Raw genomic sequence first — 12,963 nt, 5'->3', positions numbered from 1 at the left:
TGTGTCATCGCTCGAGGATCCGGTCGGCGATCGGTTCGCGGGCTTGCCAGCCGCGCCGTTCGAGCTCGGGGGTGTCGGACGGCGCGGTCGGGTAGCCGAGGCTGAGCAACGCGATCAGCGTCCAACCGGGGGGCACGTCGAGCAGTTCGGTCACCACTGCGGGGTCGAGGATCGAGACCCAGCCGACCCCGATGTTGCGCGCGCGCGCCGCCAGCCACAGCGTGTGGATCGCCATGACGGTCGAATAGCGCAGCATCTCGGGCATCGTCGCGCGACCGAGGCCGTGTCCTGCATCCGGTGCCTCGTCGCAGAAGACCGCGAGCAGCTCCGGTGCCTCGCGGATGCCGTGCAGCTTGAGCGCCTGGTAGCGCGTGCGCAGCGCTTCGTCCGGGATCGCACGGGCGGCGTCCGCCGACATGGCATCGACATGATCGGCGAGCTGCGTGCGCAAGGCCTCCGAGCGGATCCGGACGAAGCGCCATGGCTGCGCATTGCCGACCGACGGCGCGAGCGCGGCGCTGTCGAGCAACGCACGCATGTCATCCTCTGAGATCGCGCGCGCCCCGAAATGCCGCACGTCGCGCCGCCAGCGCAGCAGCGTCTCGAGCTGATCTCCGAACGCCGGATCGAAGTCTGGCGCGGTCATGTCGCGGGCTCCGACTGGCGCAGGAGATACGTGTCCATGATCCAGCCATGCGCCGCGCGCAGCCGTGCCCGCTCGGCGACGATCGCGGCGGCCACCTCCGAAAGCGGACCGGTTACCAGCGTCTGCTGCGGCATGCCGAGATATGCACCCCACCAGATCGTCACACCGCGTGGGTCGAGCGTCGTGAACGCGCACCCGCCGTCGAGCATCACCGCAAGCGTGTCGGCCACGGCGGGCCAGCCATCGGCGCGCAGGCGCCGTCCGGTCGTGACAAGCACGGGGGCGGCGAGCGTGTTGAGCGGAATGGCATGCGCCGCGGTCAGCGCCTGGAGGCTGGTGATACCGGGCACGACCTGGACGCGGAGCGCCATGCCGCCATCGCGCAGCCGGTCGGCGATCCGCAGGCTGCTGTCATAGAGCGACGGGTCGCCCCAGACGAGCAAGGCGAGCCGGCCGCCGCTCGGCAGATGCGTCGCGATCTGCGTTGCCCAGCACGCCGCGATCGCGTCGTGCCAGTCGCCGACCGCGGCGAGATACGCGTCGCTGTCCGCGCGTTCGGGCAGGTCGAACTCGACCACGCGGGTTTCGCCGCGCAGCACGGCGGCGCAGAGACCCCTGCGCAAATCGATCAGGTCCGATGCCGCGTCGCGCTTGCGCGGGAGCAGGATCAGGTCGGCGGCGTTCATCGCCGCCTCTGCCGCACGCGTCAGGTGGTCGGGATTGCCCGTGCCGATGCCGATGAGGTGCAGGTCGATCATGGCTCGAGCAGCGGGCCATAGAGGATCAGGGCTGGCGCGGTGTTCGAGGGCCCGAGGTCGCGGGCGAGATCGCCGATCGTCGAGCGCGTCAGCCGCTGGTCGGGATAGCTGACATTCTCGGCGAGCAAGGCGGGCGTATCCGGCGCCATACCGTGCGCGACGAGCATCTCGACCAGCGCGGCGAAGGTCCGCTTGGGCATGAACACCACGGTCGTCGCGGCGGGATCGGCGAGCGCGGCCAGGTTGAGACCCTCGGGCAGGCCGCCGGTGACGTCATGTCCGGTGACGAACTGCACCCGCCGCGCGCTCAGCCGCCGCGTGAGCGGGATAGCCGCGGCGGCGGCCGCGGCGCTGGCCGAGGTAACGCCGGGGATGATCTCGAACGCGATGCCGGCTGTGCGCAGCGCCACGATCTCCTCCTCGAGCCGCCCGAAGATCGCCGGGTCGCCCGATTTCAGCCGAACCACGCGGACTCCGGTCAGGGCATGATCGACCAGCAGTTGCGAGACATGCGCTTGCGACGGCGACGGGCGGCCCGCGCGCTTGCCGACCGCGACCAGTTCGGCGCCGGCGCGGACGTGCTGCAGGATCGGGCCCGACGACAGATCGTCGAACAGCACGACATCCGCCGCCTGCAACCGTGCGACGGCTTTGAGCGTCAGCAGCTCGGGGTCGCCAGGCCCCGAGCCGACGAAGGAGACCAGGCCGCTCATTGCGCGGGGGCGATCAGGTGGAAGAAGGTGCCCGAGACCCGCCCGCGATACGAGCCGGTCTCGGCCACGGGCGTGCCCTCAGCGTCGACGACGTGAGCGAGCGGGGCGTCGGGCTGCTCGAGGATCGTCGAGTAATGGAATTCGTGGCCGCGCAGCATCGTGCCGGTCGCCGCGCCCGCCATCGGCGCCAGCAGCGTCGCATGGCGATACCCCAGATGCATCCGCCGCTTTTCGTAGCTGGTGACGAGCCCCAGCAGCCCCGCCATCCGGTGGCGTGTGCCGTCGGCGTCGATCAGGCCCTCGCCGAGCGCCATGTAGCCGCCGCATTCGCCGTGGACCGGGCGGGTGCTGGCATGCTCGACGAGCGCGGCGCGGAAGCGTTCGGCGGCGGCGAGGCGTCCGGCATGGAGTTCGGGGTAGCCGCCGGGCAGCCACAGGAGGTCGGCGCTCGCGTCGGGCGCTTCATCGGCGAGCGGCGAGAAAGGCAGGATCTCCGCACCCGCGCTACGCCAGCCGGCGAGCATGTGCGGATACGCGAAGGAGAAAGCCGCATCCTGCGCGAGCGCGATCCGCTGCGCGGGCGGTGCGAAGGCGTGGACGGCTGGGGCGGCGGCGGTGGCGACGCTCGCCGTCGCGCGGATCGCCGCCAGATCGACATGCTCACGCAGGAAGACCGCATATTCGGCGATCCGCGCGTCGAGGTCGGGATGCTCGGACGCCTGGACCAGCCCGAGATGGCGTTCGGGCAATTTGAGGTCGCCGCGCCGCGGCAGCGCGCCGAACACGCGGATCCCCACCGCCGCCATCCCGCTGCGTGCGAGCCGTTCGTGCCGCGGGCTCGCGACCCGGTTGAGGATCACGCCCGCGACCTGCACCTCAGGGTCGTAGCGCGAAAAGCCGAGCGCGGTGGCGGCGGCTGATTGCGCCTGGCCCGACACATCGATCACCAGCACAACCGGCCAGCCCATCCGCCGCGCGACGTCGGCGCTCGCGCCGTTGCCGGTCGCGCCCGGCTTGGCGACGCCGTCGAAGAGGCCCATCGACCCCTCCGCCAGCACCAGATCGGCATCGCGTGCCTCCGCGACGAGGCCGTGGAGCATCGGCTCGGCCATCGCCCAGCTGTCGAGGTTGAACGACGGCCGTCCGCTCGCAGCGCGGTGGAAGGCGGGGTCGATATAGTCGGGGCCGCTCTTGAACGGCTGGACGCGCAGGCCTTTGTCGCGGAACGCGCGCAGCAGGCCGAGCATCACGGTGGTCTTGCCGGTCCCCGAGGCGGGGGCGGCGATCATCAGCCCCGCGATCATTCGCCAATCTCCGCGAAGGGGGAAGCGGCGCTCTGCGGGCGGAAGCGGCGGTCGTAGCCGGCGGCGTACAGGCTGCTCTCGCCGAAATCCTCCGCCGCGAGGACAGGGCCCACGAGGATCAGCGCGGTGCGATCCGGACCGCCCGCCGCCGCGGCGACGATCGTGGCGAGCGTCGCTCGGACGATGCGCTCGTCGGGCCAGCTCGCTCGCCACACGATCGCTACGGGGCATTCGTCGCCATAAGCCGGGGTCAGCTCGGCGACGACGCGGTCGAGCGCGTGGATCGAAAGGTGGATCGCCAGCGTCGCCTTGGTCGCGGCAAAGGCGGGGAGCGTTTCCGCGCTCGGCATCGCGCTGGCGCGGCCGGAAGTGCGCGTCAGGACGACCGATTGCGCCAGGCCGGGGAGGGTGAGCTCGGCCTCGAGCGTGGCCGCGGCGGCGGCGAAGGCGGGCACGCCCGGCGTGACGGTGAACGGGATGTCGAGCGCGCGGAGCCGCCGGAGCTGCTCGCCCATCGCCGACCAGATCGACAGGTCGCCCGAATGCAGCCGCGCGATATTGTGGCCCGCCGCATGCGCCGTTGCGATCTCGTCGATGATCTGATCGAGCGAAAGCGGCGCGGTGTTCACGATCCGCGCGCCCGGCGGGCAATGGTCGAGCAGCGCAGCGGGAATGAGCGACCCGGCATACAGGCACACCGGCGACGCGGCGATCAAGTCGCGGCCGCGCAGCGTGAGCAGATCGGGTGCGCCGGGGCCCGCGCCGATGAAGTGAACGGTCATGTCGAAGGTCCTTGGGCGATGGCGCAGGTCGCCATGCGATCGGGGGAGATGTGGCGGCACGAGAGCAGCCGGGCGCCTTTGCCGGCGGCCACGAGCGCGGCGGCTTCGGCAACGCTGCCGGTGCCGCGCGCCTTGAGGCTGGGCGGCGAGGTGGTTGGTGTCGCGATGCCGGCCACCGCGTCGGCCGGAATGGCGAGCAGCGCCAGACCGCGCCGTTCGGCCAGCGGTGCGAGCAGGGCGATCTTGTCGTCCGGCGCCGCCAGCGCGGTAACTGGGGGATGCCCGTGCTGCGCCAGCGCCAGCGCGGCCTCGCACGACGAGAGCGCGGTGCCACCGCGATAGCCGAAGCCCGCGACGATCACAGCGCCACGCTCCACTGGACGATCGGATAATGCGACCGCCAGCCGCGGCGCGTGCCGATCGGCGCGGCGTCGGACAATTCAATCCGCAGCAGGTCGCCGCCCTTCGCGTGATGCCACGCCGCCAGCAGGCCTTCGGATTCGAGCGTCACCGCATTGGCGACGATCCGCGTGCCGGGCGGCAGATGCGTCCAAAGCCAGCCGAGCAGCGCTTCGGAAAGTCCGCCACCGATGAACACCGCCTCCGGCATAGGCTGATCGGCCAGCCCGTCGGGTGCGCGCCCGTCGATCACGCGGAGCCGGTCGACCCCCAGCGCGCCGGCATTGGCGCGCGCGCGTTCGGCACGCGTGGGATCGGCCTCGAACGCCAGCGCCTGGGTGGTGGAATGCGCGAGCAGCCACTCGATCGCGATCGATCCCGAGCCCGTCCCGATGTCCCACAAGGTCTCGAACGGTTTCGGCGCGAGCGCGGACAGCGTGAGCGCGCGGACCGGGCGTTTGGTGATCTGCCCGTCATGCTCGAACCAGCTGTCGGGGCGGCCTGCGGCTGAGGGGAGGACCGCACCCTCGCCTCCGACGGCAATGCCGACCGCGACCGGATGCGTGATATCGGTGAAATCGATCGCGGCGGCGGTGGTCTGGCGAACGCGCTCGCGCGAACCGCCGAGCGCTTCGAGCACCCACAGCGGGCTGTACCCGAAGCCCTGCTCGAACAGGTATCGCGCCAGCGTGCCGACGGCGGCCCCATCGCGCACCAGCACGATCGCACGGACATTTGTGGCGAGGATCGGGCGCAGCCGCGCGAAGGGCGCGGCGTGCAGGCCGACGCAATGGGTCGTGTCGATCGGCCAGCCCAGCCGCGCCGCGGCGAGGCTGAAGGTCGAGGGCGCCGGATGCGCGACCCATTCGCCGGGCTCGAGTTGGCGCGTCACGACCGAGCCTGCGCCGAACCAGAACGGATCGCCCGAGACCAGCATCACGACCCGGCGTCCGCGCTGCGCCAGAAGCGGCGCGATCCCATCCTCGAATGGCACCGGCCACGCCGCGGTCTCGCACGCCAGATCGGGCAGCAGCGCGAGGTGGCGGGCAGCCCCGGTCACCCACTCGGCGTTCGCGAGAGCATCGCGGCTTGCGGTGGACAGGCCGGCTGGTCCATCCTCGCCGATCCCGACGATCGTCAGCCATGCCTTGCCGAGTTCATCCGCCATGCCGAATATCCTGATCCTCGGCGGCACGACCGAGGCGAGCGCGCTCGCGCAGGCGCTGGCGGTGCGCGGCGACCGTGCCGTGCTGAGCTACGCTGGCCGCGTGGCGCATCCGAAGGTGCAGCCCGTGCCGACGCGGATCGGCGGCTTCGGCGGCGCGGCGGGGCTGGCCGACTATCTCCGCAAGGAGAGCGTCACGCATCTGGTCGACGCCACGCATCCGTTCGCGGCACAGATGAGCGGCAACGCGGTCGAAGCCGCCGCGGCAACCGGTACGCCGCTGATCGCCCTGACGCGACCGGGGTGGAGCGCGGAGCCCGGCGACGACTGGCGTCATGTCGAAAGTGTCGAAGCGGCGGTCGCCATGCTCGCGGGCCCGCGCCGCAAGGTCATGCTGGCACTCGGGCGGATGCACGTCGCGGCGTTCGTGGCGCAACCGCAGCATCGCTACCTGCTGCGCTTCGTCGATGCGCCCGACGGCCACCCGGAACTGCCCGACCACCATCTCGTCGTCGATCGCGGTCCGTTCGATGTGGCCGGCGATGTCGCGCTGATGCGGGAGCATGCGATCGACCTCGTCGTCTGCAAGAATGCCGGCGGCACGGGTGCGCAGGCCAAGCTGATCGCCGCCCGCCAGCTGGCGATTCCGGTCCTGATGATCGACCGCCCGATCCTGGCCGAGCGCCCCCGGGTGGATGCGGTCCCCGACGTGCTGCGCTGGATCGATCATGCCGCCGACCGCGGGGTGTAGAGGATCGGCGCGCCGCTGCGGATAATCGTCCGCGTGGTGCTCGACCCGACGATGACGACCGTCCGCATGTCGGCCATCTCGGGCCGCGCATCGGGCAGCGGAACTACGCGCAGCGTCTCCTCTGGCGTCGAGACCGCGCGGGCGAACAGCACGGGACGATCATCGGCGCAGACGTCGCGGAGGATTTCCAAGGCGCGCCCGAACCCGTCGGGCCTGCTCTTGGAGCGCGGGTTGTAGAAGGCGATCGCGAAATCGGCCTCGGCGGCTAGGCGGATGCGACGCTCGATCAGGGTTTGCGGCTTGAGATTGTCCGACAGGTTGATCGCGCAGAAATCGTGGCCGAGCGGTGCGCCCGCGCGGGCCGCTGCCGCCAGCATCGCGGTAATGCCGGGCAGCACGCGAATGTCGAGCTCGCGCCATGCAAGCGGGCCGTGCTCGACCGCCTCGAACACCGCCGCCGCCATCGCGAACACGCCGGGATCGCCCGACGATACCACGACGACGCGGTGTCCGGCCATCGCCAGCTCCAGCGCATGCCGCGCGCGATCGAGTTCGACGCGGTTGTCGCTGGCGTGGAGCGTCAGCCCCACGCGCGGGGCGACGCGCGCGACATAGGGGATGTAGCCGATCACGTCTGACGCCGCGTCGAGCGCGGCGGTGACTTCGGGCGTCACCAGCGCCGCATCGCCCGGCCCGAGCCCCGCAATCGCGATCCAGCCGCTCATGGCCGCCGCCCCTGGCCGTGGATCAGCAGGATCGAGAAATAGGGCGCGATGCCGTCCGCCTCGCACAGCCGTGTCACGCGCTGGTCGGGCATCGCGGCATATTCGACCAGCCACGCCGCTTCGTCGCGCCCGGCGGCGGCGACTGCGCGGCGCAGCTTGGCGAAGTGGCGGCCGATCTTCATCACCACCAGCGCATCGGTGTCGCGGATCCGGCGGGTCAGCTCATCCTCGGCTATCGTCGCGGTGAGGACGGTCAGCACGTCCTCGCCCCATGTGATCGGCGTGCCGCTCGCGGTCCACGCGCCCGACATGCCGGTGATGCCGGGAACGACCCGCACCGGCGCGATCCCCGCCAGCCGGCTGTGGAGATGCATGAACGAGCCGTAGAAGAACGGGTCGCCCTCGCACAGCACGACCACATCCTCGCCGGCCGCCGACAGCGCGGCGAGGTGGTCGGTGCAATCAGCATAGAAGCCGCAGAGACGGTCGTGGTAGCGCGGGTCGGCGACCGGGATCTCGGTCGTGACGGGATATTCCATCGCGAACTCGATCGCATCGGCACGCAGCATGCCCTCGACGATCCGCCGCGCCTGGCCCGGCTTGCCCGCCTTGCGGAAGAAGGCGATGTGACGCGCACCGCGAACGAGCCGGTCGGCGCGGACGCTCATCAGGTCCTGCGCGCCCGGGCCGAGGCCGACGCCGTGGATCGTGCCTTGGGAGGGAGGGAACGTCATTCGGCGCGGCTTGCGAGCGCGTTGATCGCGGCGACGGTGATCGCGCTGCCGCCCATGCGGCCCTCGACGACGACGCATGGGACGGGCAGTTCCGCCCACAACGCCGCCTTGGACTCGACCGCGCCGACGAAACCGACCGGGCAGCCGATGATCGCGGCCGGGCGCGGGCAGTCGGGGTCCTCGAGCATATTGAGCAGGTGGAACAAGGCGGTCGGCGCATTGCCGATCGCGACCAGTGCGCCCGCCAGATGCGGCCGCCACAGTTCGAGCGCGGCAGCTGAGCGCGTGTTGCCCATCGCGCGCGCCAGTTCGGGCGTTTCCGCCGCATGGAGCGTGCAGATGACCGGATTGTCCGCGGGAAGCCGACCGAGCGTGATCCCCTCGGTGACCATCCGCGCATCGCACAGGATCGGTGCGCCGGCCGCGAGCGCCCGCCGGGCGACCACGGCGAAGTCGGGCGAAAAGCGGATGTGCGTGGCTAGCTCGACGAGACCGGCGGCGTGGATCATCCGGACCGCGACCGGCTCCTCCTCGGGCGTGAAGCGTGCGAGGTCGGCCTCGGCGCGGATCGTCGCGAACGACTGGCGGTAGATGGCGGCGCCGTCGGTTTGATAGATATGCGGCATCAGGCGGCTCCGAAACGGGCGAGGATCTGGGCGGCGTCGAGCCCGGACAGGACGGGTGGGTCACCGGCGCGGGCGGCGATGGCGAGATCGAAGCGGCCGTCGCGTCCGGTGAGCACCACGTGGGCGGGCCGCGCGCGCGCGCAGCCCTTGGCGCAGCCCGAGACGTGTAGTTGGCCCTCGACATGCGGCGCGAGGCAGCGCGCGAGGTCGCGCGTCGCGACGCTCGCCTGCGGGCAGGCGGGGGCGCCGACGCAGGCGTCGGTGTGGAGAAGCGCGGGTTCGGGCTGCTCGGTGGCGGTGCTGCCCTCGACGATCAGCCGCCGCCACGGGGTGACGCGGATCCCGCCACCGTCCGCCACCAGACGGGCGAGGCCCGCCGCCTCGATCCGCCCGAACGGGAGGCCGACCACCGCGCCGAGCGGGTGCGGGCCGGTCGCGATCGCGACACCCGCCGGAGACGGGAAACTTTCGCGATCCGCCCAGGCGGGCAGGGGGGCGATGTGGCGCGCCATGCGACCGGCGGCGCTCCCGCCGCTCGCGACGAACCAATGTGCCAACGCAATCACCGCATCGACCTCGGCGCCATCCGACAGCGGCATGCCGCCCGTTCGTCCATCTGCGCGGAGGATCAGGCCTCCGATCGAATCCCGTTCGATGCGGATGTCGGCGGGTGCTTCCCGGAGCAGCGGTGCGGCCCCTGCGTCGATGGCGAACCCGAATTTGCCGGGCAGTTCGGGAAGCTCCGACAGACGCGCGGTGAGGTCGCTGGCGATGCGGTGCGTATCGTCGCCCTCCTGCCAGTCGGGCGCTACCAGCATGGTGCGCTTCGCCTCGAGCCCCGGATCGGTGTCGACGAGCTCGAGCGCGCACAAGGCCGCGATCAACGACGCCCAGCGGTCTTCGCGGACGCCACGGATTTGCAGGTTGGCGCGGTTGGTGACGTCGATCGCGCCGTTGCCGTGATCGGCCGCCGCTTCCGCCAGCCCGATCACCTGCAAGCGCGTCATGTGTGCGAGGCGCGGGCGCACGCGAACGAGCAGGCCGTCGCCGGCCGCCATCGGACGGTGGGCCGTCGGGCACCAGCCGCGGACCACGCTCATGCGCTCGCCCCCAGCTGCGCGAGGATCGAATTGCGCCGCGTCGGCCACAGTCCCGCTGCGTGGAGCGCACGGAACCGCGCCTCCAGCGCCGCCAGCGCCTGCGGATTGGCGTCGGCCATGAACGCGTGGACATCGTCGCGCGCGAGCGTCGCGTCGTAATAGAGATCGATCGACTCGGGCGTCACGACGTCGGCGAGATGCGCGAACGTGCCGAGATGATCGAGCGTCGCCGCAAGCTCCGCCGCGCCGCGAAATCCGTGCCGCATCATGCCCGCAACCCAGCCCGGATGCGCGGCGCGGGCGCGTACGACGCGCGCGATCTCTTCGCCGAGCGGGCGGGCGCGTGGGCGGGTCGGATCGGTCGCGTCGAGGTGATACAGCGTGGCGCTGCCACCGGTGATCGCCTGCGCCGCAGCAAAGGCGGCCTCGTGGGCGGCATAATCGGCGGCGAGCAGCAGGTCGGTTTCGGGCAGGTCCTGGACGTGGACGAAGGCGTCGGCCGCCGCGACGCGCGCCGCGATCCCCGCCGGGTCGGCGCGCGCGTTGCCATCGTCGAGCGCGTGAGAAGAGGCGGCGAGCCACGCCGCGCCCGCTGCCTGGCGTGCCTCGGGCGTGTAGGTGTCGGCGCTGTCGCCAAGCCCGATGCCATAGCTGCCCGCCCGCGGCCCGAACACGCGCGCGCCGGGGGCTGACCCGACGAACGGATTGCGGTCCGCCGGCTCGTCGCGCGCCGCCAGCGCGCGCACCGTTTGCCCGAACATTGCGCACAGCGTCGGGAAGGCATCGCGGAACAGCCCCGACACGCGCACCGTCACGTCGATCCGCGGACGGTCGAACTGCATAAGCGGCAGGATCTCGACCCCGGTGACGCGATCGGACTGATGGTCCCACACCGGTTCGGCGCCAAGCAGATGCAGCGCCATGGCGAACTCCTCGCCCGCGGTGCGCATCGTCGCCGAGCCCCACAGGTCGACCACCAGCCCGCGCGGATAGTCGCCATGATCCTGCAGATGGCGTCGGATCAGTTCGTCGGCGAGGCGCACCCCCTGCGCGTGCGCCGACCGCGACGGCACCGCGCGCGGGTCGGTGGTGTAGAGGTTGCGCCCGGTGGGCAGCACGTCGTTTCGCCCGCGCCAAGGCGACCCCGATGGCCCGGGCGCGACCCGCCGTCCGGCGAGTGCCGCGAGCAGACCGTCACGTTCCGCCGGGCCCTGTGCGCCGCGCCCGAAGACGTGGAGTCCGTCGCCATATTGGCTGTCCTTGACGTCGCAGACGAAGGTGTCGATCCGGGTGATCGCCTCCGCACTCGACCGCGCCTGGTCGAGGCCGAGTACGTCGCCCAGCCCAAGCGCGATCGCTTCGTCGCTGATGTCGCTTTGGAGGCGATCGCGGCGCGCCGGATCGAGCCCGTCGGCATTGGAGAATTCGTCGAGCAGCGCCTCGAGCCGCCCCAGCCCGGTACCGCTGCCCGACGCGACCAGCGGCGGCGGGACATGGCCGATCGTGACCGCGCCGATCCGCCGCTTGGCCTGCGCCGCCTCGCCGGGATCGTTGACGATGAACGGATAGATCACCGGCATCGCGCCGGTAAGCGCCTCGGGCCAGCACGCATCGGACAGCGCGACCGCCTTGCCCGGCAGCCATTCGAGGGTGCCATGCGCGCCGACATGGACCAGCGCGTCGATGCCCCGCGTCCGCAACCACAGGTAGAAGGCGACATAGCCGTGCCGCGGGCAGCGCGCGAGATCGTGATACTCGTCCGCCCGCACCGCGACGCTGCCCCGTTCCGGCTGGAGCGCGACGATACTGTCCCCCGCGGCGACCGCAGCGAAGTGGAAGGCGCCGTCCACGGCCGCTGGGTCATCTTCGGGCGCGCCCCATGCAGCCGTCACATCGGCCTGCAGCGTGGCGGGGAGCATCGCCAGCGCGGCCCGATAAGCGGACAGGGACCAGGCGATGGTCTGCTCTGCCAACGCAACCGTCAGATCTGCTGCTTTCGGCAATGCCGTCGCATAGCCCGCCTCCGCCAGATCGCCGAGCATCGCCGCGACCGAGGCCAGCGCATCGAGCCCAACCGCATGCGCCACCTGGTGTGCCTTGCCCGGATAGGTCGACAGCACGATCGCCAGCCGTCGCTCCGCCGCCGGCTTGGCGCCGAGCGCGATCCAGCCGTGCACCCGCTCCGCGATCGCCGCGATCCGCTCGGGTTCGGCGCGGTGTTCGCGGCGGGAGAATTGCAGGTCGGAGTCGCGCGCGGCGGCGTCCTTGAAGCTCGCCACGCCCGCGAAGAGCCGGCCGTCGACTTCTGGCAACACGACGTGCATCGCGAGATCGGCGGGGGACAGGCCGCGCGCCGCGTCGGCCCAGGCGGCACGGTCCGAGGTTGCCAGTGCGACCTGGAACACGGGGACCCCGGCGGCGTCGAGCGGAGTCGTCCCCGCGCCATCGCGCGCCGAAAAAGCCGTCGCATTGATGATCGCGACCGGCGCCAGCGCCGACACCCAGCGTGCCAGCCACCCGCTCGCCGCAGGGTCCTTGAGCGAGGGCGCGAACAGCGCGAACACGTCATAGCCGCGCGCCACGAACGCCGCATGAAGCGCCGCGACCGGGTCGAGGTCCGCAGCCATCAGATAGGATCGGTAGAAGACCAGCACGATTCGTGGCCGCACCGACGTCAGCGCGAACGCGGCCGGGCACACCACGCCGTCCCCCGGCTGCCAGCCGCCGACCGCCGCGATCGCGCGCGCTGCCGGAGCGGGCTTGACGTACAGCCCCGCCGCCAGCGCGAATTGCGCGATCGCCGCGCGCGCCGCGGTTGCGCCGCCGATGTCGCACAGCTGCGTCAGGCGGCGCAGCGTCGACACCGGCACCGTCGATGCCGCATCGAGCCGCGCGTCCATGCGGCCATCCGCAGGGATGATCGCCAGCGCGATCCCCTGCCGCCGGGCGAGCGCTTCGACCTGCTGCACGCCGTAAGGCCAATAGGCCGTCCCGCCGATCAGCCGGATCAGGATCCCCTTGGCCGCGCCCAGCGTGCGCTCGACATAGGTATCGACCGACAGCGGATGCGTCAGCTCGGCGAGATTGGCGAGCCGCAGGCTCGGCATCGCGGTACCGCCCGCGCGCCACCCCGCGGCGAACGCGCCGAGATCGCTGTCGGAGAAGGACAGCAGCACGAGATCCGCGGCATCCTGCCCCAGATCGCGCGGCGTGGCGCTTTCCTCCAGCCCGTGGCTTTCGCGGAAGACGACGTGCATGGC

13 protein-coding genes are annotated in these 12,963 nt (G+C 71.7%); 1 reads left to right on the top strand and 12 read right to left on the bottom strand.

What is annotated here, in order from left to right; genetic code table 11:
- Positions 1 to 4 precede the first annotated feature (4 nt).
- The 7 genes from bluB to cbiE are packed head-to-tail and all read right to left on the bottom strand — an operon-like array spanning position 5 to position 5,770.
- Entirely contained in the window at positions 5 to 646 is a 642-nt protein-coding gene (gene bluB, locus U1872_RS04615; protein ID WP_332791677.1) for a 5,6-dimethylbenzimidazole synthase, read from the bottom strand.
- Positions 643 to 1,404: a precorrin-6A synthase (deacetylating) gene (gene cobF / locus U1872_RS04610; RefSeq protein WP_332791676.1), complete on the bottom strand. Its 762-nt coding sequence runs from the start codon at positions 1,402 to 1,404 to the stop codon at positions 643 to 645. The genes bluB and cobF overlap by 4 nt, the downstream gene beginning before the upstream one ends.
- Complete coding sequence (gene cobA / locus U1872_RS04605) at positions 1,401 to 2,117, bottom strand: uroporphyrinogen-III C-methyltransferase (RefSeq protein ID WP_332791675.1); 717 nt, start codon at positions 2,115 to 2,117, stop codon at positions 1,401 to 1,403. Before cobA ends, cobF begins: the two co-directional genes overlap by 4 nt.
- Complete coding sequence (locus U1872_RS04600; RefSeq protein WP_332791674.1) at positions 2,114 to 3,421, bottom strand: cobyrinic acid a,c-diamide synthase CobB; 1,308 nt, start codon at positions 3,419 to 3,421, stop codon at positions 2,114 to 2,116. The genes cobA and U1872_RS04600 overlap by 4 nt, the downstream gene beginning before the upstream one ends.
- Positions 3,418 to 4,203 carry a precorrin-4 C(11)-methyltransferase gene (gene cobM, locus U1872_RS04595; protein WP_332791673.1) on the bottom strand — a complete coding sequence of 262 codons (786 nt, stop codon included), beginning with the start codon at positions 4,201 to 4,203 and terminating at the stop codon, positions 3,418 to 3,420. Before cobM ends, U1872_RS04600 begins: the two co-directional genes overlap by 4 nt.
- Positions 4,200 to 4,580, bottom strand: coding sequence for a cobalamin biosynthesis protein (locus U1872_RS04590; protein WP_332791672.1), 381 nt, complete (start codon positions 4,578 to 4,580; stop codon positions 4,200 to 4,202). Before U1872_RS04590 ends, cobM begins: the two co-directional genes overlap by 4 nt.
- Positions 4,562 to 5,770 carry a precorrin-6y C5,15-methyltransferase (decarboxylating) subunit CbiE gene (gene cbiE / locus U1872_RS04585; protein ID WP_332791671.1) on the bottom strand — a complete coding sequence of 403 codons (1,209 nt, stop codon included), beginning with the start codon at positions 5,768 to 5,770 and terminating at the stop codon, positions 4,562 to 4,564. Before cbiE ends, U1872_RS04590 begins: the two co-directional genes overlap by 19 nt.
- Here cbiE and U1872_RS04580 point away from each other — a divergent pair.
- Positions 5,769 to 6,518, top strand: coding sequence for a cobalt-precorrin-6A reductase (locus tag U1872_RS04580; RefSeq protein WP_332791670.1), 750 nt, complete (start codon positions 5,769 to 5,771; stop codon positions 6,516 to 6,518). The two genes, cbiE and U1872_RS04580, sit on opposite strands and share 2 nt — an antisense overlap.
- Here U1872_RS04580 and cobJ read toward each other — a convergent pair.
- From cobJ to cobN, 5 genes are read right to left on the bottom strand one after another with little or no spacing between them, the layout of a single operon-like run.
- Positions 6,494 to 7,243 (bottom strand): precorrin-3B C(17)-methyltransferase, encoded by a 750-nt coding sequence (cobJ, locus tag U1872_RS04575; protein ID WP_332791669.1) that lies wholly within the window; start codon positions 7,241 to 7,243, stop codon positions 6,494 to 6,496. The two genes, U1872_RS04580 and cobJ, sit on opposite strands and share 25 nt — an antisense overlap.
- Positions 7,240 to 7,977 carry a precorrin-2 C(20)-methyltransferase gene (cobI, locus tag U1872_RS04570; RefSeq protein WP_332791668.1) on the bottom strand — a complete coding sequence of 246 codons (738 nt, stop codon included), beginning with the start codon at positions 7,975 to 7,977 and terminating at the stop codon, positions 7,240 to 7,242. Before cobI ends, cobJ begins: the two co-directional genes overlap by 4 nt.
- Complete coding sequence (locus tag U1872_RS04565) at positions 7,974 to 8,603, bottom strand: precorrin-8X methylmutase (RefSeq protein WP_332791667.1); 630 nt, start codon at positions 8,601 to 8,603, stop codon at positions 7,974 to 7,976. Before U1872_RS04565 ends, cobI begins: the two co-directional genes overlap by 4 nt.
- Positions 8,603 to 9,703: a ferredoxin-like domain-containing protein gene (locus U1872_RS04560; RefSeq protein ID WP_332791666.1), complete on the bottom strand. Its 1,101-nt coding sequence runs from the start codon at positions 9,701 to 9,703 to the stop codon at positions 8,603 to 8,605. The genes U1872_RS04565 and U1872_RS04560 overlap by 1 nt, the downstream gene beginning before the upstream one ends.
- Positions 9,700 to 12,960 carry a cobaltochelatase subunit CobN gene (cobN, locus tag U1872_RS04555; RefSeq protein ID WP_332791665.1) on the bottom strand — a complete coding sequence of 1,087 codons (3,261 nt, stop codon included), beginning with the start codon at positions 12,958 to 12,960 and terminating at the stop codon, positions 9,700 to 9,702. Before cobN ends, U1872_RS04560 begins: the two co-directional genes overlap by 4 nt.
- Positions 12,961 to 12,963: the final 3 nt, after the last annotated feature.

Source organism: Parasphingomonas frigoris (genome assembly GCF_036663815.1).
GTDB lineage: Bacteria > Pseudomonadota > Alphaproteobacteria > Sphingomonadales > Sphingomonadaceae > Sphingomonas.
Note: the sequence above shows the minus strand (reverse complement) of the source record. Positions and strands in the feature narration are given on the sequence as shown.

Excerpts from the sequence above, each read along its gene's own strand:
- bluB (WP_332791677.1), bottom strand. The coding sequence starts at position 646 with ATGACCGCGCCAGACTTCGATCCGGCGTTCGGAGATCAGCTCGAGACG.
- cobF (WP_332791676.1), bottom strand. The coding sequence starts at position 1,404 with ATGATCGACCTGCACCTCATCGGCATCGGCACGGGCAATCCCGACCAC.
- cobA (WP_332791675.1), bottom strand. The coding sequence starts at position 2,117 with ATGAGCGGCCTGGTCTCCTTCGTCGGCTCGGGGCCTGGCGACCCCGAG.
- U1872_RS04600 (WP_332791674.1), bottom strand. The coding sequence starts at position 3,421 with ATGATCGCGGGGCTGATGATCGCCGCCCCCGCCTCGGGGACCGGCAAG.
- cobM (WP_332791673.1), bottom strand. The coding sequence starts at position 4,203 with ATGACCGTTCACTTCATCGGCGCGGGCCCCGGCGCACCCGATCTGCTC.
- U1872_RS04580 (WP_332791670.1), top strand. The coding sequence starts at position 5,769 with ATGCCGAATATCCTGATCCTCGGCGGCACGACCGAGGCGAGCGCGCTC.
- cbiE (WP_332791671.1), bottom strand. The coding sequence starts at position 5,770 with ATGGCGGATGAACTCGGCAAGGCATGGCTGACGATCGTCGGGATCGGC.
- cobJ (WP_332791669.1), bottom strand. The coding sequence starts at position 7,243 with ATGAGCGGCTGGATCGCGATTGCGGGGCTCGGGCCGGGCGATGCGGCG.
- cobI (WP_332791668.1), bottom strand. The coding sequence starts at position 7,977 with ATGACGTTCCCTCCCTCCCAAGGCACGATCCACGGCGTCGGCCTCGGC.
- U1872_RS04565 (WP_332791667.1), bottom strand. The coding sequence starts at position 8,603 with ATGCCGCATATCTATCAAACCGACGGCGCCGCCATCTACCGCCAGTCG.
- U1872_RS04560 (WP_332791666.1), bottom strand. The coding sequence starts at position 9,703 with ATGAGCGTGGTCCGCGGCTGGTGCCCGACGGCCCACCGTCCGATGGCG.
- cobN (WP_332791665.1), bottom strand. The coding sequence starts at position 12,960 with ATGCACGTCGTCTTCCGCGAAAGCCACGGGCTGGAGGAAAGCGCCACG.